At 61.7% G+C, this 18,799-nt stretch carries 17 protein-coding genes; 5 read left to right on the forward strand and 12 right to left on the reverse strand.

Annotation, left to right across the window (positions count from 1 at the left end; all coding sequences use genetic code 11):
* Positions 1-127: 127 nt before the first annotated feature.
* Entirely contained in the window at positions 128-1,507 is a 1,380-nt protein-coding gene (locus HP556_RS21410; RefSeq protein WP_068732361.1) for a malonyl-CoA decarboxylase, read from the reverse strand.
* Between the two features lie 174 nt (positions 1,508-1,681).
* Here HP556_RS21410 and HP556_RS21415 point away from each other — a divergent pair, with 174 nt between their 5' ends.
* Positions 1,682-2,668, forward strand: coding sequence for an ABC transporter substrate-binding protein (locus tag HP556_RS21415; protein WP_175368456.1), 987 nt, complete (start codon positions 1,682-1,684; stop codon positions 2,666-2,668).
* A gap of 201 nt (positions 2,669-2,869) precedes the next feature.
* On the opposite strand, the gene HP556_RS21420 is transcribed toward HP556_RS21415, so the two are convergent.
* Positions 2,870-3,871: a flavin reductase gene (locus HP556_RS21420; RefSeq protein WP_175368457.1), complete on the reverse strand. Its 1,002-nt coding sequence runs from the start codon at positions 3,869-3,871 to the stop codon at positions 2,870-2,872.
* Between the two features lie 140 nt (positions 3,872-4,011).
* On the opposite strand from HP556_RS21420, the gene HP556_RS21425 reads away from it, so the two are divergent.
* The gene (locus HP556_RS21425; protein WP_175368458.1) at positions 4,012-5,058 is read left to right on the forward strand and encodes a 2,5-dihydroxypyridine 5,6-dioxygenase NicX family protein; all 1,047 of its coding nucleotides are present in this window, start codon (positions 4,012-4,014) and stop codon (positions 5,056-5,058) included.
* Positions 5,059-5,086: 28 nt separating this feature from the next.
* Here the strand turns inward: HP556_RS21425 and HP556_RS21430 are convergent, their stop codons facing one another.
* From HP556_RS21430 to HP556_RS21455, 6 genes are all read right to left on the reverse strand, one after another.
* Positions 5,087-8,242, reverse strand: a complete 3,156-nt coding sequence (locus tag HP556_RS21430) for an efflux RND transporter permease subunit (RefSeq protein WP_175368459.1) — start codon at positions 8,240-8,242, stop codon at positions 5,087-5,089.
* Entirely contained in the window at positions 8,239-9,645 is a 1,407-nt protein-coding gene (locus HP556_RS21435; RefSeq protein WP_175368460.1) for an efflux RND transporter periplasmic adaptor subunit, read from the reverse strand. Before HP556_RS21435 ends, HP556_RS21430 begins: the two co-directional genes overlap by 4 nt.
* Complete coding sequence (locus HP556_RS21440; RefSeq protein ID WP_175368461.1) at positions 9,642-10,049, reverse strand: FixH family protein; 408 nt, start codon at positions 10,047-10,049, stop codon at positions 9,642-9,644. Before HP556_RS21440 ends, HP556_RS21435 begins: the two co-directional genes overlap by 4 nt.
* A 94-nt stretch (positions 10,050-10,143) precedes the next feature.
* Positions 10,144-10,497 (reverse strand): hypothetical protein, encoded by a 354-nt coding sequence (locus HP556_RS21445; RefSeq protein ID WP_175368462.1) that lies wholly within the window; start codon positions 10,495-10,497, stop codon positions 10,144-10,146.
* A gap of 71 nt (positions 10,498-10,568) precedes the next feature.
* The gene (locus tag HP556_RS21450; RefSeq protein ID WP_175368463.1) at positions 10,569-11,864 is read right to left on the reverse strand and encodes a DNA polymerase IV; all 1,296 of its coding nucleotides are present in this window, start codon (positions 11,862-11,864) and stop codon (positions 10,569-10,571) included.
* Positions 11,861-12,154 (reverse strand): DUF3572 domain-containing protein, encoded by a 294-nt coding sequence (locus HP556_RS21455; protein ID WP_089263750.1) that lies wholly within the window; start codon positions 12,152-12,154, stop codon positions 11,861-11,863. Before HP556_RS21455 ends, HP556_RS21450 begins: the two co-directional genes overlap by 4 nt.
* Before the next feature lie 222 nt (positions 12,155-12,376).
* Between HP556_RS21455 and HP556_RS21460 the strand changes: the two genes are divergently transcribed.
* Complete coding sequence (locus HP556_RS21460) at positions 12,377-12,742, forward strand: response regulator (protein ID WP_068732379.1); 366 nt, start codon at positions 12,377-12,379, stop codon at positions 12,740-12,742.
* A gap of 10 nt (positions 12,743-12,752) precedes the next feature.
* A complete protein-coding gene (locus HP556_RS21465) occupies positions 12,753-14,126 on the forward strand; it encodes a PleD family two-component system response regulator (RefSeq protein ID WP_089263751.1) in 1,374 nt (457 codons plus the stop codon).
* 7 nt (positions 14,127-14,133) lie between these two features.
* On the opposite strand, the gene HP556_RS21470 is transcribed toward HP556_RS21465, so the two are convergent.
* The 4 genes from HP556_RS21470 to HP556_RS21485 form a co-directional block, all read right to left on the reverse strand.
* Positions 14,134-14,907, reverse strand: a complete 774-nt coding sequence (locus HP556_RS21470) for an MBT domain-containing protein (RefSeq protein WP_175368464.1) — start codon at positions 14,905-14,907, stop codon at positions 14,134-14,136.
* Positions 14,908-15,187: 280 nt separating this feature from the next.
* Positions 15,188-15,355, reverse strand: a complete 168-nt coding sequence (gene rpmG / locus HP556_RS21475; protein ID WP_175368465.1) for a 50S ribosomal protein L33 — start codon at positions 15,353-15,355, stop codon at positions 15,188-15,190.
* Positions 15,356-15,481: 126 nt separating this feature from the next.
* Positions 15,482-16,807, reverse strand: coding sequence for an LLM class flavin-dependent oxidoreductase (locus HP556_RS21480; RefSeq protein WP_175368466.1), 1,326 nt, complete (start codon positions 16,805-16,807; stop codon positions 15,482-15,484).
* Positions 16,808-17,018: 211 nt separating this feature from the next.
* Entirely contained in the window at positions 17,019-17,933 is a 915-nt protein-coding gene (locus HP556_RS21485) for a LysR family transcriptional regulator (protein ID WP_175368467.1), read from the reverse strand.
* Positions 17,934-18,050: 117 nt separating this feature from the next.
* Here HP556_RS21485 and HP556_RS21490 point away from each other — a divergent pair, with 117 nt between their 5' ends.
* Positions 18,051-18,788 carry an SDR family oxidoreductase gene (locus HP556_RS21490; RefSeq protein ID WP_089264610.1) on the forward strand — a complete coding sequence of 246 codons (738 nt, stop codon included), beginning with the start codon at positions 18,051-18,053 and terminating at the stop codon, positions 18,786-18,788.
* The last annotated feature ends 11 nt before the right edge of the window (positions 18,789-18,799 follow it).

Raw genomic sequence — 18,799 nt, forward strand, 5'->3', positions numbered from 1 at the left:
CGGGGATCCATAACCACAGTCGACAAAGTTAGAACTCTGTCAGCATCTCCAGCGCTCAAGTTTTGAACTCGGAGTCTATGGGTCCCCGCCTTCGCGGGGACGACAGCCATAAACCTAAAAGCCTATCTCACTCCGCCCGCGACAGCCGCATGCTGTCCAGCAAACGCAGCCCACCGCCGCTTTCGCTCTTCAGCAACTTCTTCACCGCGCTCGATGCCGCGATCTCGTAATGGTCGGCATAGGCTTCGTGGTTCTTCTCGATATCGTCGAGACGATACAGATAGTTCACCATCAGGCTGGCGGATTCACGCAGGCCCTTGGCTGACGTGTCGCCGAGCCAGTCGATGCGCTCGAGCCGAGCGCCGTTGCCGAGATGGAAGCGGGCGACGGAATCGATCGGGCCGCCGCGCGGGCTCTTGGCTTTCAGGAAGTAGTGCGCGGCGAGCTGCTCCATCACCGGTTTGAGCTGCGCCGTCAGCGCTGTGTCGTTGACCCATAGCGGATCGGCGAGCATGTCGACCAGCGCTTGATCTTCATTGGACAGGTTGAGGTCATCGGCCTTCTTGAGCCACTTCATGAAACCCGGCACCGGCGACAGTGTCACGAAAGTGTCGAGCTTCGGCAATTCGCGGCGCAGTTCCTCGACCACCTGCTTGATCAGGAAGTTGCCGAACGAAATGCCGCCGAGACCGCGCTGGCAGTTGGAGATCGAATAGAACACCGCGGTGCGCGCGCGCTCAATCGGCACTGGCTGGCGATCGACGGCGAGCAGCGGCGCGATGGCGCCCGGAATGGTTTCGGTGAGGGCGACCTCGACGAAGATCAGCGGTTCATCGACAAGCGCAGGGTGGAAGAACGCGTAGCAGCGGCGATCGACGGGATCGATCCGGCGGCGCAGATCGTCCCAGTCGTGAATCTCATGCACCGCTTCATATTTGATGACTTTTTCGAGCACATTGGCGGGCGTGGACCAGTCGATCTTGCGCAGCACCAGAAATCCCCTGTTGAACCACGATGCCAAGAGATGAACGACGTCGCGATCGACGGCGTTGAGGTCTTTGTTACCATTCTTCAGATCGAGAAGATCTTCACGCATCTTCACGAGTTCGCTGGTCGCGTTCGGCGCGCGGTTCAGCCGGCGAAACAGTTCCTGTCGCTGCGGCTCGGATGCGAAATGCAATTCGCCAGAGACGTCACCGGTCGGCTTGGCACGCCATGCTTCGATGGCCTTTTCAAGCTTGTCACGATCGGGACCGTAATTCTGTGCGAGGTTCTCGAAGAAGGTGAGGCGGCCGGCCTCGTCGAGACTCTTGTAGCGATCGAGCACGCCGCGCGCGAGGACCGTGCCGGACGCTTCGCCGCGTCCTGACAACAGCTCCGTACAGAGTTCGATCAAATCCGATGCGTTCTGTTTAGGATCGACAGATGCGGGACCGAGCCGCAGCAGAGTGCGTCCGCGTTCCGAGATGGATGCGAGGAGGTCGGAGAAGAAGGAGTCATTGCTCATGGTGAATCAATTCCCGGGCTGGCAGTTCAACCAGTCTGCTTCAATATAGCCCATAGCGAGGCATATTGCGCGATCATTTGAAGCATGAAACAATTGTGAGTGGGGAGCGCTTCGGCAAGAGAATTGCATTCGTTTCTGACTGCGGCCGGATCGCTGAAAACAGAGGAATTCAGGATGAAGCGGATCGCATCGAAGCGTGGTGTTGTGGCGGCTCTGGCACTCGGAGCGTTGCTGAGCAGTGGCTCGGCATTTGCCCAACAAACCATCAAGGTTGGCTGGACCATCCCGGCCGAAGAATCCAAATACTGGATGATGAAGCGTCCGCAGGAATTTGCGGATCTCGGCAAGAAATACAATATCGAGTGGGTGCAGTTTCAGGGCACCGCGCCGATGACGCAGGCACTCGCGGCCGGCGCGCTGGATTGCGCGACGCAATCGGTGCTGGCACTGGCGCAGGGCGTGCAGAGCGGCAACCTCAAGGCTTCGATCGTTGCGCAGCACGTGTTCGAAAAGCCGGGCAGCTTTTCGGTCTATTGGGCGGTAAAGGACGACTCGCCGATCAAGACCATCGCCGACCTCAAGGGGAAGACGATGTCGATCAATACGCTGGGCTCCGGCATCTATGGCCCGATGGCGATCCTGCTGAAGCAGGCCGGTCTCGATCCCGCCAAGGACGTCAAGCTGGTTGAAGTCGGCTTCGCGCTCTCGGAAGAAGCGCTGCGTTCGGGCCGCGTCGATTCCGCCGTGATGAACCAGCCTTTCGCCGCGCGCATGGAAGCCAAGGGCGGCACCCGCAAGCTGTTCTCGCTATCGCAGCAGCAGGACGGCATCGTGCACATTCTCGAAGCCTGCCGCGCCGACTTCATCGAGAAGAATCCGGAGCTGGCCAGGATGTATGTGCGCGATCTGACGCTGGGCATGCAGAAGGCGCTGGCCAATCGCGACGAAACCCTGAAGGTTGTCAACGAAGTGATGAAGGCGCCGATCCCGGTGCTGGAAACCTATCTGCTCAAGGACAACGATTTCGCCAGGGATCCGGGCGCCGCGCCGAATTTTGACGCGATCCAGAAGATGCTCGACACCTATGTCGAATCCGGAATGCTGCCGAAGAAGCTCGGCGTCTCCGAGCTGAAGGGCAAGGTCGTCGCGCCGATCAAGTAACGGCGTCGCTCACCTACAAACAATGACACTCTCTCCGTCATGCCCGGCCTTGTGCCGGGCATTTTCGTTTGCTCGAGCCTTTCCGCCGTCATTGCGAGGAGCGAAGCGACGCGGCAATCCAGTTCTTTATTTGAAGAGAGACTGGATTGCTTCGTCGCAAGGGCTCCTCGCAATGACGGAGGAGACAAGCAGTGATTGTTGCTATTCGCTCGTCGCGTCCGACATGCCGCTGTCGATCAGGAGATCCAGCGTGTATTTGATCGTTGCGCGCTCGTCGTCGCTGAAGCGGCTCAGCAGCTCTGTCTCATGTTCGAGCGCCGCCTTCTGCACGGGCTTGACGCGCGCGCGGCCTTTCGCGGTCAGGTAGAGCGTGACGCGGCGCCGATCGTTCGAGGTGCTCTTGCGCTTCAGCAGATCGTCGCGCTCCATGCGGTCGAGCACTTTCGTCAGGCCGGGTTGCTTCATCAAAGCCATTGCGGCGAGCTCGCCAACCGAGAGCCCTTCGACATCGGCAAGGCAGGCCAGGACGCGCCATTCCGGCACGGTGAGGTCCCATTCCTTCAGACGCGCGTGAAACGAGCTGGAGACATTGAAGCTGGCGCGCGCCAGCAGATAAGACAGGTAGCTGCGTGCAAAACTGTTGCTGGCTAGGGCAGGCGCACGTGGCTGTGCCTTGTCGATGCGGCGGAGTTGTCCGGAGTGGAACACGAGGGGATCGTGATTGCGCTCGACGAAGTGCACGACTTCACCGACCAGGATCGTGTGGTCGCCGCCGGGATAGCGCGCCCAGGTCTTGCATTCGAAGATCGGTGCGAGGCCTTCGATCAGCGGTGCGCCGCTGATGCCCGGCGCATGGGCGATATCAGCAAACTTGTCGGAGCCGCGACGGCCGAAACGCATCGCGAGCTCGCCATGATCGGCACCGAGAAAATGGATAGCGAAAGCGTCGGCTTCGACGAAGGGATCGTGGCTAGGCGAAGATTTGGCGACGCTCCACAGCACCAGCGGCGGGTCGAGCGAGACCGATGAAAACGAATTGGCGGTCATGCCGACGGGATGATCGCCATTGGTGGCGGTGACCACGGTGACGCCGGTCGGAAACTGGCCCAGCGCCTGACGGAAGGTGGCGGGGTTGACCGCCTGCGCCTTGTCCGGGAGCTTGCTATCCGCGACCTTGTCCTGCGCCGTCTTGTCAAACGCCATGGAATTCGCCGCTCCGCAACATCAGCGACTGCCCAAAATACAGCGCCGGATTGTCCTTCAAGATTAAAAATATTCCTTTTCATATAACATGACCGCGCCTATCATCCAACCATAATCGCTTTAAAACACGGAGAAACGGCATGCTGGCGGATCGCATCGAGGCGAAATGGATCGACGCATTCTGCGAGATCTTCGAACGCTGCGCGGTCAAGCCCGGCGACACTGCCGCCATCCTCTCCGAGACGCAATCGCGCGCGCTGAATGTGCACATTGCCGAATTGGCATTGCTCCGCATGGGCGCGCGGCCGTTCCACGTTGTGGTGCCGACGCCGCGCAACAAGCAGGTCGTGCCGATCCGCTCCACCGGCGCGTCCGAAGCGATCCAGCAACTCGGGCCGGTTGTATCAGCGCTGCAGCAGGCCGGCTTCGTGGTCGACTGCACCATCGAAGGCCTGATGCATGCCAAGGAAACACCGGAGATCCTGAAGGCCGGCGCGCGCATTCTCGTGATTTCCAACGAGCATCCGGAAGCGCTTGAGCGCATGGTGCCGGACTCGGCGCTCGAAAAGCGCGTGCGCGCGGCGGCGAAGATGCTGCGCGGCACGAAGCACATGAAGGTGACCTCGAAGGCGGGCACCGATCTGGACGTCAACATGGAAGGCGCAGCCACCGTCGGCGTCTGGGGCTGGACCGACAAGCCGGGCACGCTGGCACATTGGCCGGGCGGCATCGTGGTGAGCTTCCCGAAGAGCAAGACCATCAATGGCACGGTGGTGATGGATGCAGGCGATATCAACCTGACCTTCAAGCGCTATCTGACGTCGCCGGTGCGGATGCTGTTCAAGGACGACTATCTCACCGGGCTGACGGGCGAGGGCGCTGACGCCGAGATGATGAAGCGCTATCTCGCGGCGTGGGGCGACCGCGAAGCCTATGCCGTGTCGCATGTGGGCTGGGGCATGAATCCCAATGCGCGTTACGAGGCGCTGCAGATGTATGACCAGCGCGATACCAACGGCACGGAAATCCGCGCGGTGGCCGGCAACTTCCTGTTCTCGACCGGTGCCAATGAATTCGCGGGCCGTTACACCGCGGGGCATTTCGATCTGCCGATCTTCAAGACCACGATCACGCTCGACGGCGTGGATGTGATCAAGGACGGCGTCGTGCAGGACGTGTTCGGCTGAGTCCGAACACGTCCCTCCAAGCTCCGGGCTATCTGGTCACGGGCACGATCTCTTCTGCCGAGATCAAGCCGGCCTGAGGCAGCCGATAGCCCTTAACAATTGCATAGATCGCGGGGATCACGATCAGGGTTAGCAGTGTCGACGAGATCATGCCGCCGATCATCGGCACCGCGATGCGCTGCATGATTTCCGAGCCCGTGCCGGTGCTCCACATGATCGGCAGCAGGCCCGCCATGATGGCGACCACCGTCATCATCTTGGGGCGGACGCGTTCGACAGCTCCCTCCATGATGGCGTCGTACAGGTCGTTGCGCGTCAGAAATCGTCCTTCAATGTCCCGTCGCGCCTGGATCGCGGTCAATGCCTGATTCAAGTAGATCAGCATCACCACGCCGGTCTCGGCGGCAACGCCGGCCAGCGCAATGAAGCCGACGACGACTGCAACCGACAGGTTGAAGTCGAGCCACCACATCAGCCACAGGCCGCCGACCAGCGCGAACGGCAGCGACAGCATGACGATCATCGTTTCGGTGATCGACCGGAAGTTCAGGTAAAGCAGCAGGAAGATGATCAACAGCGTCACCGGCACGACGATCTTCAGGCGCGCCGTCGCACGTTCGAGATATTCGTACTGGCCGCTCCACATCACGTAGTAGCCAGGCGGAAATTGAATGCTCGCCTGGACCGCGCGCTGTGCGTCGGCCACGTAGCCGCCGAGGTCGCGGTCGCGGATGTCGACATAGATGTAGGTGGCCAACTGTCCGTTCTCCGTCCGGATCGACGTCGGCCCTCTCGCCAGCGCAATCCTGGCCACTTCGCCGAGCGGGACCGCGCCACCTCCGGGCATCGGCACCAGCACGTCGCTGGCGATGGCCTGCGGGCTGTCTCTGAGGTCGCGGGGGTACCGCATGTTGACAGTGAAGCGTTGCCGGCCTTCCACGGTCGTCGTTACCGTCTGGCCGCCGAGCGCGGTTCCGATCACGTCCTGGACGTCCTGGATCATGATGCCGTAGCGCGCCAATGCCTCTCGATCCGGTGTCACATCGAGGTAGTAGCCGCCGATGCCGCGCTCGGCATAGGCCGACGATGTGCCCGGCACCGCCTTGAGCACCTGCTCGATCTGCCTGGCAAGCCGATCGATCTCGACGAGGTCGGTGCCGATCACCTTCACGCCGATGGGCGTGCGGATGCCTGTCGACAGCATGTCGATGCGGGCCTTGATCGGCATGGTCCAGGCATTCGACACGCCCGGAAACTGCAGCGCCTTGTCCATCTCGGCGATCAGTCCATCGACCGTGAGACCGGATCGCCACTCTTCCTTCGGCTTGAGGTTAATGATTGTCTCGAACATTTCGGAGGGCGCCGGATCGGTCGCCGTGGCAGCGCGCCCCGCCTTGCCATAGACCGAAGCCACCTCCGGAAAAGACCGAATGATCCTGTCCTGCATCTGCAGCAGTTCTCCGGCCTTGGTGACGGAGATGCCCGGCAGCGTCGTCGGCATATACATGAGCGTGCCCTCGTTCAGACTGGGCATGAACTCGGTCCCGAGCTGACGAGCCGGCCAGACGCTCGCCGCGAGAACGGCGACTGCGAGCAGGACGACCAGAGTCTTCGCGCGCATCACAACGGTGATGACAGGCCGGTAGACCCAGATCAGAAAGCGGTTGATCGGATTCTTGTGTTCCGGAACGATCCGGCCGCGAACGAAGATGATCATCAGGGCCGGGACCAGCGTCACCGACAGGATGGCGGCGGCTGCCATCGAAAACGTCTTGGTGAACGCCAGAGGACTGAACAGCCGTCCTTCCTGGGATTCCAGCGTGAAGATCGGCATGAACGACACGGTGATGATCAACAGGCTGAAGAACAGTGCCGGGCCGACTTCGGAGGCTGCCTCGATCAGGACCTCGACGCGCGACTTGCCGGGATCCGCGCGTTCGAGATGTTTGTGGGCGTTCTCGATCATGACGATGGCGGCATCGACCATGGCGCCTATGGCGATCGCGATGCCGCCGAGACTCATGATGTTGGAGCCAAGACCGAGTAGCTTCATGGCGCCGAACGCCATCAGCACGCCGACCGGCAGCATCAGGATCGCGACCAGCGCACTGCGAACATGCAGCAAGAACAAAATGCAGACGAGTGCGACGACAACGCTTTCCTCCAGCAACGTGTGCTTGAGCGTGGCGATGGCGGCGTTGATCAGGTTCGAGCGGTCGTAAACCGGAACGATTTCGACGGAATTCGGCAGACTGCTGGCGATCTCCTTGAAGCGCTTCTTGACGTTCTCGATGACGTCGAGCGCATTGACGCCGAAACGCTGCAGCACGATGCCGCTGGCGACTTCGCCTTCACCATTGAGTTCGGTGATGCCGCGCCGCTCGTCGGGGCCCAGTTCGACGCGCGCGACGTCGCGCAGCAGGACGGGCGTGCCGTTGTTGGTCTTGAGCACGACATTGCCGAGGTCGTTGATCGACTTCAGATAGCCCTTGCCGCGGATGACATATTCGAATTCGGACAGCTCCACCGTGCGACCGCCGACATCGGCGTTGCTGGCGCGAATAGCGTCGCGCATCTTCTGCATGGTGATGCCGAGGTCGCGCATCCGAAGCGGATCGAGCACGACGTTATATTGCTTGACGAAGCCACCGACGCTGGCGACTTCAGCGACGCCTTCGGCTTTGGCGAGCGCAAACTTCAGATTCCAGTCCTGGATCGCCCGTGTGTCGGCAAGGTTCAATTCCTTGGACATGATCGCGTATTGGTAGACCCAGCCGACGCCGGTGGCATCGGGGCCCATCGTCGGCGTGACGCCGGCGGGCAGGCGGGATGTGGCTCCGTTCAGGAATTCGAGAACGCGCGACCGGGCCCAGTAGATGTCGGTCCCGTCTTCGAAGATGACATAGACGAACGACACGCCGAAGAACGAGAACCCGCGCACCACTTTCGACTTCGGCACCGTGAGCATTGCCGTCGTCAATGGATAGGTGACCTGATCCTCGATCACCTGCGGCGCCTGGCCGGGGTACTCGGTATAGACGATAACCTGCGTGTCGGAGAGATCCGGGATGGCGTCGAGCGGCAGATGCGCCAGCGCGTAGATGCCCGCGGCTGCGGCGAATCCTGTGCCGAACAACACCAGCAGCAGATTACGCGCCGACCATGCGATGATGCGGGCGATCATTGTGGGCTCCTCGCGTCGGAAAAGCCCTTCAACGCGGCCTTCAGATTGCTTTCTGCATCGATCAGGAAATTGGCCGAAATGACGACTGGTTCGCCGTCTGCGATTCCCTCGCGGATTTCGACATAGCCGCCGCCGCGACGGCCGAGTCCGACGCTGCGCGGTTCGAAGCGCCCCTGTCCTTTGTCGATGAACACCGATTGCCGGGTGCCGGTGTCGATCACAGCGCTCTCGGGGACGGACACGACCGGATCCGCACCTCCGGTCTCGATCGAAGCGTCGATATACATGTCCGGTAGCAGAGCGAGATCGGCGTTTGTGAGTTCGATACGGACGCGTGTCGTCCGGGTCTCGCGATTGACCTGCGGGTAGATCACGTTGATCTTGCCGGCAAACGGCCTGCCGGAGAGGCTACGCGTCCGGACGTTCACCGGCTGTCCGACGGCGATGGCTCCAAGATCGCGCTCCGCGACATCGACCATCGCCCAGACCAGCGACGTGTCGGCGATACGAAAGAGGATGTCGCCGGGTTGCGCCCGCATCCCTTCGATGGCGTTGCGCTCGAGAACGATGCCGTCCCGCGGTGCGGCCCAGGCGATGGAGATCGGGACGATGCGGCTCTTCTCGATCTCGGCAATCACCGTGTCCGGAACGTCGAGATTCATGATCCGTTGACGCGACCCACGCCCATACAGTCCATCGCCGCCCGTCGTCTTCGACGTGATGGTGGCGACGTATTCCGCCGCAGCGGACGAGATCGCGGGGCTGTAGATATCCATCAAGGGCTGCCCGCTGCGGACCTTCGTGCCGGTGGTGACATCGGCAACCTTCTGCACCCAGCTTTCCGCACGCATCGAGATCACGGAGATGCGCCGCTCGTCGAGCTGGATCGTGCCGGGTGCGCGGATCGTCGTCCGGATCACGCGCTTGGCGGCTGGCTCGGACTTCACGCCTGTGCGCTGTATCTTGCCCGGAGAAAGCTTGACTGATCCATCGTCGGAATCGTCGCCGTCGAACACCGGGATGTAATCCATCCCCATGGAGTCCTTCTTCGGTGTCAGCGACGTGTCCGGCAGGCCCATTGGATTGCGGTAATACTTGATCCTACGCTCTGTACTCACCAAGTTCGGACCCGGCATCGGCTCGGCTACGATGTCCTCGAAGTTGATGTCAGCGTTTGCCGGAACGGCGCGGTAGTTGCGGCCGTCCGGCGTTTTCTTCGTCGTTGACGAGTATGCGGGCTTCCCGTCCGGATCCTGATAGTAGATCGGCGCGCCGGCTTCCTGCGCATCGGCGGGGGTGACTACGGCGAGGGCGTGCGTCAACGGTCGCTGCGCGATGATGAATCCGCCTCCGGCCGCCGCGATGAACGCGGCGGCCGTACCAGCTAAAACGGCGCGGTTCATTTCTGCGCCGTGATGACGAGCTTGTTCTCGACGGAGCCTGTTTCTCCCTGCACCTTGGCGCCCAGAGAAAGCTGCCAGCGACCGGCCATTCCGAAAGTGGCCTTGAACTTGTACGTGCCGGGCTCGGCCCCCGATACTGGCGTGACCTTGGTGGCCATCTCCTGCATGCCGTCAGGAGCCATGTCGAGACGGGTTGCAAAAATGACGGCGTCCGGCACGGGCTTGCCGGTCTTGGTGTTCATCAAGCGGACGGTGATGATCTTGTCGGGGCCGGCCTGAACGGACTGATCGACGAGCTCGAACGTGTAGTCCTTGATGTCAGCCAGTGCAGCCGTGCTTGCGCTGCCCAAAGCGACAGCGAGCAACGCAGCCCGGAAGGCGCGCGGGGAGTTAGACGTTTTCATGGTTTGGTATCCTCGATTGAATCTGATGTGCCGCGAACGGCATGCGTCATCCGCGCGCCTGGAGGCACACGGCAGCGACGGCGCTCAGCGCCGCTCAGATCGAAGTGCGAGGAGGGTGTTCCGGAGGGGGACGGTTGACGCCATCGGTCAGCGCGTCATTTAGCACCGAGTGGTAGGTTCGGACGGCGTGGCGAACCGTCATGGGTGGCGCCAGGGAAGGCCCCGCCTGGGCGGTCTTCAACGCGCAAATCGCGAGAAGTGGACAGTCCTGGCAATCCTTACTCTTCTGTTCGGATGGGCAGCAGGGCATGTCTCCAGACATCGCCGACATGTCGGTCATCGTGGCCGACGGCCCGTTGGCAGCCGCCGGAGTCACCATTGGCGCCACCGACAGGCCGATGGTCACGAAGATCGCCAGAAAGAGTTTCAGGAGCCGACGAAGATCCATATTTGACCATCTCACGGCCACCACAGCGTGGGAAGCCCGGACACATCACAAGTTCGCAATCCCTATGGGGATTATGTCCTTGGCTTCTCCGGCCCGTCATAGGCAATGCCGCGGATCACCGCGGCACTGCCGAACTTCTTACGGAGATCGTCCATCGCGCGTTCGGCATGCGATGAGCGGCGGTCGAGCATGTTGTCGTCGCCGGCCTCGTTGCCGGGCTTGAGCGCGCTGACACCAGTGCCGATCAGGCGGAAGGCGGTGCCGTCGATTTCCTTTGCCAGCATCTCGCGGCTGATATCGAAGATGCGCGCGGCCATCTGCGTCGGCGACTGGATCGACTGCGAGCGGGTGCGCTGGCGAAAATCCGCGGTCTTGAGTTTCAGTGTGACTGTGGTGCCGGACAATTCGCTGCTCTTGAGACGCGATGAAACCTTCTCCGACAGTCGCCACAGAATCTTTTCCAGCGTGGCGTAGTCGCGGATGTCCTCGTTGAACGTCGTTTCGTTGGAAATCGTTTTGGCGCCGCGATCGGCGACGACAAGGCGATCGTCGATGCCGCGGGCGAGGCGCCACAGCCTGCGGCCTTCGCCGCCGAACTGTTTCATCAGGTCGGTCTCATCGGCGCGCTGTAGATCGCTGATCTTGCGAAAGCCGCGCTGCGAGAGTTTCTCCGCGGTCGCCGGGCCGACGCCGTAGATGAAGCTGACGGGCCGATCCGCGAGCATGGCCACAGCGTCTTCCTGATCGAGCGTGGCGAAGCCGCGGGGCTTGTCGAGATCGCTGGCAATCTTGGCGAGGAATTTGTTCACCGACAGACCGACCGAGACCGTGATGCCGACAGTGCGCTCGATATCGGCAGCGAATTTCGCCAGCACCTTGGCCGGGATCATGCCGTGGACGCGCTGCGTGCCTGAGAGATCGAGAAAGGCTTCGTCGATCGACAATGGTTCGACCAGCGGCGTCAGCGCTTGCATGGCATGGCGCACCTCGCGGCCGACGCGGACATATTTCGCCATGTCGGGCCGCACCACGACGGCGTCGGGACAGAGATCGAGCGCCTTGAACATCGGCATAGCCGAGCGCACGCCATAGGTGCGCGCGATGTAGCAGGCGGCGGACACCACGCCGCGCTTGCCGCCGCCGATGATCACGGGCCGATCGACGATGTCGGGATTGTCGCGCTTCTCGACGGTGGCGTAGAACGCATCGCAGTCGATATGCGCCAGCGTCAGCGACGGCAGCGCGTGGTGTCGCACCAGGCGCGGCGACCCGCATGACGTGCAGCGCTTGACGCGTGCATCCAGATCGACGAGGCAATCCCGGCAGAAGCAGCGCGGTCCGCTCAGCTCTGCCGGAGAGGAGCTCACGTAAAGTCCTGCCCGCGGGGATCGAGCGCCTGCCGCGCGGCGGCGATGGTGGTGGGATCCAGTTGCGACGACGCCGAAAACGCCTTCACGGTCTCGTCGTCGCGCAGCACGAAATCGAGCACGCTGACGAGGAACTGTGGATCCTTTGCAGCCGAGCGGAGGGTCTCCGGACCGATTCCACTCTCGGACAGGAACAGGCCCAGCCGCTCAGGTTCCCCGGCAACGAAGGACAGCGCCTGAATCGCAACGATTTCAGCAACTTCGCTGGGGTGGCGCTGGGGTTTTTTCATCACGCGTGTTTGCCTTTCCGTAACTTATCGTCTCTATTTTAAGTCATCATGCCCGAGTCACCGGGGCGATTCCAGTTGCAGGGATACGCGCGGTACACGGGCACTTCGGCGGGGTGGCCGAAGTGAATTTGGAAGTTCGCTTCGAACATCACATTGGCCGGTGACGCAGGGCAATCATGCTCCGCGAAACAAGAACGCTCGGGTTCTGGATTGGAGGGCGGGATGGCAAAAACCGTCCTGATCGTGGAGGACAACGAGCTCAACATGAAGCTCTTCCGTGACCTGCTGGAAGCCCATGGCTATCAGACTGTCGGCACGAGCAATGGTTATGAAGCGCTCGATCTTGTCCGCTCGCTCCGCCCCGATCTCATCCTCATGGATATTCAGCTACCGCAGGTCTCCGGTCTCGAAGTCACCGGCTGGATCAAGAAGGATCCTGCGATCAGCATGATCCCCGTCGTCGCCGTCACAGCCTTCGCCATGAAGGGCGACGAAGAACGTATCCGCGAAGGCGGCTGCGAAGCCTATTTGTCAAAGCCCATTTCGGTCGGAAAATTTATCGAAACCGTGCGTCGGTTCATCGGTTAGGGAGTTCCCTATGTCAGCGCGTATTCTTGTCGTCGATGACATCCCCGCCAACGTGAAGCTTCTGGAAGCCCGTCTCTCGGCGGAGTATTTCGACGTCATCACCGCGTCCAACGGCGCACAGGCGCTGGAAGTCTGCGCGCGTTCCGAATGCGATCTGATCCTGCTCGACGTCATGATGCCCGACATGGATGGCTTCGAGGTCTGCCGTCGCCTGAAAGCCAATCCGAAGACGCATTTCATTCCGGTGGTCATGGTCACCGCGCTGGATTCGCCGTCGGATCGCGTGCGCGGCCTGGAAGCCGGCGCCGATGACTTCCTCACCAAGCCCGTCGCCGATGCCGTGCTGGTGGCGCGCGTGCGCTCGCTGACGCGTCTGAAGATGATGACCGACGAACTGCGCATGCGCGCCATCACCTCGCTGGAAATCGGCGTGCAGGCGCCTGAGCGCAGCGCCGTGTCTGATCTGGGTGTGGGTGGACGCATCCTGCTGGTCGACGATCGTCCGTCATCCTATGAGCGGCTGGCGCCCGTCCTGTCGGCCGAACACACCGTCGATGTCGAACCCAATCCGACTGAGGCGCTGTTTCATGCCGCCGAGGGCAATTACGATCTGCTCATTGTCTCGCTGAGCCTCGAGAATTACGACGGATTGCGGCTGTGCAGCCAGGCGCGTTCGCTGGAGCGCACGCGGCAGATTCCGATTCTCGCCATTGCCGATGCCGATAACAATCCGCGGCTGCTGCGCGGTCTCGAGATCGGCGTCAACGACTACCTGATGCGCCCGGTGGACAAGAACGAGCTGCTGGCCCGCGCCCGCACGCAGGTCCGCCGTCGCCGTTATACCGATCATCTGCGCGACAACGTTCAGCACTCCATCGAAGCTGCGATCACCGACGGTCTGACCGGACTGCACAACCGCCGCTACATGGAAAGCCATCTGGAAACGCTGGCAGAGCAGGCGGCCACCCGCGGCAAGCCGCTGGCGCTGATGATGCTCGACATCGACTTCTTCAAGTCGATCAATGACAATCATGGCCATGATTGCGGTGACGACGTGTTGCGCGAATTCGCCGTTCGCATTCGCAAGTCGATCCGCGGCATCGATCTGGCCTGTCGCTACGGCGGCGAGGAATTCGTCATCGTCATGCCCGAGACAGACATGCACGTCGCCAGCATGGTGGCCGAGCGTCTGCGCCGCTCGATCGCCGGCGAGCCGTTCTCCATCGACAAGGGCAACAAGCGCATCGAGGTCACGATCTCGATCGGGTTGTCGACGCTGGAGAAGAAAGGCGAGCCCGTCGCCGACGTGCTCAAGCGTGCCGACGTGGCGCTGTATCGCGCCAAGCACGACGGTCGCAACCGCGTGGTTGCTGCGGCCGCTTAAGTTACTATCAGAGACGCGTTCGTGCTGACGGTTGCGACCATCGCGACGGCGGCGAGATGGGGCGCGATCCTGTATCGAAAGTCTGCGTGACCTGCCGGGCCGCACAATAAGCCGGGCGCGTCATGCGTGCGCGCAGATAGGCGTCGGCTTCTTTCGTCGGCAATTCCTTATCGATCACAAGTTTGTCGAGTGCGCAGGCGAGGGCATCCGCGCCCGGCTTGGTGCCGGTGGCGTCGCAGGTCCAGCCGCTCAGGAATACTGCTCTGGTATCGAAGCGCGAGCTGAAGGCAAGGCACTGTTTCCAGCGGCCATCGGTCTCGACGCGCGTTTCGACGGCATGGACAGGGCCGTAGCGCGTTTCCAGATCGAAGTGCGTGGAGAGCGTCTGGAAGCGCATGTTGCGCAAAAGCTTTGTTTCGCGCGGTTCGAAAGTCGGTCGCGCCTGGAGGCCGCCCGGGGGCGGGAATGCGATCGCCACGGTGAGATCGATCCCGCGATGATCCAGTGCCCCGTATTGCATGACCTCAACACGGCCAAGCAGTCCGCTGGTGATGATGTCGGAGCTGACGGGTAACCGTGTGAAGCTGCCGTCAGTGATCCTGAAAGCTGGCTTGTCCTGGACCACCTGGACGCGATTGCCCCAGAGCCAGATCACCCCGAAGGCGATGAGCCCGAACACGACCATTCCGAAAAAATAGAATGCGTAGCGGACGAAGACGCCTGCCAGAGACACCGCAGACGTGAACTGGCCAGCCGTCGTGTCTGAATCGCGGAAAGACAAGGGATGCTCCCGATGCAAATCAATTGCGTCGAATGATACCGACTTGTCGCACGAAATGACGTGAATACCTTTTCACTCACAGGCTTCATGCCCGCCATAGTTGTGGCAGGGTAAACGTGGCGCTGCGCGGATCGCTAAAATTGAAACGATTGGGCCGGGCTTCCTACTTAACCTCGCCCCGCCTAGCGAAGCTTCGCTTCGCCGGGAGCGAGGAGAGGTTAAAAGAAAACGGGACCCGAAAGGGCCCCGTTCAAAATCCGTCAGCAGCTGTGTTCAGCGCTTACTTGATCTTGGCTTCCCTGAATTCAACGTGCTTGCGCGCGACCGGGTCGTACTTCTTCTTGACCATCTTGTCGGTCATGGTGCGCGAATTCTTCTTGGCGGTGTAGTAGAAGCCGGTGTCCGCGGTGGAAACGAGCTTGACCTTGATGGTGACCGCTTTGGCCATGGCAGAACCTCTGAATGTCGGGAATCGGGTGACAGCCAGAGAACTGGCCGTGTTGGGGCGCAACCTAGCCCCGAACGCCCCAAAGTCAAGGTTTTCCGGGGCGGTAAATCCGAGGATTTGCGGGTCTTAACCTGGAAAGAAGCGGTTTTTGGGCCGCGGTAGCCCCAAATTCTCACGGAGCGTCCGGCCTTCATACTCCGTGCGGAAAATCCCGCGCTTTTGGAGTTCCGGGATCACCCTGTCGACGAAGTCGTTCAGCCCCTCCGGCAGGTAGGGGAACATGATGTTGAAGCCGTCCGAGGCTTCGGTTTCCAGCCACTCCTGCATCTGGTCGGCGATGGTCTGGGGCGTGCCCACGAAGGCCGAGCCGCCATAGCCGCCGAGGCGCTGGGCAAGCTGGCGCACGGTCAGGTTCTCGCGCCGGGCGAGGGAGATGACGCGCTCGCGGCCGCTCTTGCTGGCATTGGTTTCGGGAATCTCGGGCAGCGGGCCGTCGGGATCGAAGACGGAGGCGTCGGTGCCGAGATTGATCGAGAGCGAGGCGATGGCGTTGGCGTAATGCACCTTGCTGTCGAGCAGTGCGCGTTTTTCCTTGGCTTCCTCGACACTGTCGCCCACCACCACGAAGGCGCCGGGTAGTATCTTGAGATGATCGCGATTGCGGCCGAGCTTCTCCATGCGGCCCTTGATGTCCGCATAGAGCTTCTGCGCATCGCCGATGGCGCCGCCGCCGGTGAACACTGCTTCTGCGGTTTCGGCGGCAAGCTGCTTACCGTCTTCGGATGCGCCGGCCTGCACGATCACCGGCCACCCCTGCACGGGCCGGGCGATATTCAGCGGGCCGCGGACCGAGAGATACGGGCCCTTGTGATCGAGCACATGCATCTTCTCGGGATCCATGAAGATGCCGGTCTCGACATTGCGGACGAAGGCATCATCGGCAAAGGAATCCCACAGCCCGGTAACGACGTCGTAGAACTCGCGCGCACGCTTGTAGCGCTCGGCATGCTCCATGTGATCGTCCAGGCCAAAGTTCAGCGCGGCATCGGGGTTCGACGTGGTCACGATATTCCAGCCGGCGCGGCCGCCCGAGATGTGATCGAGCGACGCGAAGCGGCGGGCGACGTGATAGGGCGCGTCAAAGGTGGTGGAGCCGGTGGCGACGAGGCCGATATTCTCGGTGACGGCGGCCAGCGCTGACAGCAGCGTGAACGGCTCGAACGATGTCACCGTGTGGCTGCGCTTCAGCGCCTCGACCGGCATGTTCAGCACTGCGAGATGATCGGCCATGAAGAAGGCGTCGAACTTGCCGGCCTCGAGCTTGCGGATCATCTGTTTGAGGAAGGGAAAGTTGAAGTTGGCGTCAGGCTGAGCGCCGGGATAGCGCCATGCGCCGGTATGGATGCTGATCGGGCGCATGAAGGCCCCGAGCTTCAACTGACGCTTCGCCATCTGGAATTCCCTGTGATGCTGGTCGGGAACAGATAGGGACGCCGACGCGCGCAGGTAGATGCTGCTCACGAGAAGATTATTGCGATTTGTGGATTATATGCAGAACCTCATCCTGAGGAGCGGCGTCTTCGCCGCGTCTCGAAGGATGGAGGCCGGCGCTCATGGTTCGAGACGGCGCTGAAGTAGCGCCTCCTCACCATGAGGACGGAGCTCACACCCGCTTCGGATTCAGCGTTGGGTCCATCGCGAATTGCGTTTCCAGGTAGTCGATCATGGCGCGGGTCTTCTGCGGCACGAAGCGGCGCGAGGGATAGACCGCGCTGATCGGCACCGGTTTCGGTTCGAAGGCTTCGAGCAACACAATGAGACGACCGGTCTCGATCTCATCCCTGAAATGCCAGATCGGCACGAAGCCGATACCGAGGCCGGACATCACGGCTTCGCGAATACCTTCCGAACTCTGCGTGCGCACCGGTCCCGTGGCTTCGATGGCGATCGGGCCGTCCGGACTTTCGAAGCGCCAGGTCACGCCGCCGGTGAAGCGCGTATAGGGGATGCAATCATGCCCGATGAGATCGTTCGGATGCGTAGGCAGCGTCTTGCCGCGCAGATAGGACGGCGATGCCACCAGGATACGGCGTGTCACGCCGATCTTCCTGGCGATCAGGTTTGGGTCGGTCACGACGCCGGAGCGGATCGCGAGATCGATGCCGTCCTCGACCAGATCGCTGAAGCCGTCACTCATCACGAGGTCGACACTGACGTCGGGGTAGCGCGCCAGAAAGCCCTTGAGATGCGGGATCACCCGCAGCCGCCCGAACACCACCGGGAGGGCCAGTTGCAACGTGCCTGATGGTCTGGCCCGGCGGCGTCCCACGGCGCCCTCGGCCTCGGCAACGGCTTCCAGCGCCAGTTTGGCGCGCTCGTAGAAACTGCGGCCGTCATCGGTGAGCGTTAGCCTGCGCGTGGTGCGGGTGAACAATCGGGTGCCGAGATGGTCTTCCAGCGTTGCCACCTGGCGGCTGACGGTCGGCTGGCTGGAATTCTGCTCCTCAGCCACACGGGTGAATGAGCCCGCTTCGACGACGCGGATGAAAGCCTGGAAAAGGGCAACGGTATCGGTCATTCATCCAGAATACGGATAAATAATATCCGAACAAGCCCGTAACCGCCAGCGGGCGAATGGACGATGTTCTCCATGTCGGACGGTGATGGCGCCGCCCCAGATCAAATGGAGAGCATCATGACCCGCAAACTCGAAGGCAAAATCGCAGTCGTCACCGGTGGCAGCGCCGGCATCGGTCTGGCCGCCGCGCAGCGTTTTATCGACGAAGGCGCCACCGTGTTCATCACCGGCCGCCGCCAGGCCGAACTCGATGCCGCCGTGAAGCAGCTCGGACCGAAGGCCGTCGGCGTGCAGGCGGACGCTGCCAAGCTCGCCGATCTCGCGCATCTGTTCGATACGGTGAAGGCTGCCAAGGGCAAGATCGACGTGCTGTTCGCCAATGCCGGCGGCTATGAACTGAGCGCGTTCGGCCAGATCACCGAAGACGTCTATGACAAGATGTTCGACATCAATGTGAAGGGCGTTTTGTTCACGGTGCAGCAGGCACTGCCGCTGCTCTCCGACGGGGCCTCGGTGGTTCTCACCGGCTCGGTGTCGGGATCGAAGGGCATGGAGTCCTTCAGCGTCTACAACGCGACCAAAGCTGCAATCCGTTCCTTTGCGCGCAGCTGGACCTCGGACCTGAAGGCGCGCAAAATTCGCGTCAATGTGGTCAGCCCCGGACCGATCCAGACCCCCGGCCTCGATGTCTTCGCCAATGACGATGTGAAGGGCTACCTCAAGACCATCGTGCCGCTCGGCCGTCTCGGTACCGCGGACGAAGTCGCGAAGGCGGTGCTGTTCCTGGCATCGGATGACTCCAGCTTCGTCGCCGGCGCAGAATTGTTCGTCGACGGTGGCCTCGCTCAGATCTGACGATGGGTCTG

The organism is Tardiphaga robiniae (genome assembly GCF_013359755.1).
Classification (GTDB): Bacteria; Pseudomonadota; Alphaproteobacteria; order Rhizobiales; family Xanthobacteraceae; genus Tardiphaga; species Tardiphaga robiniae.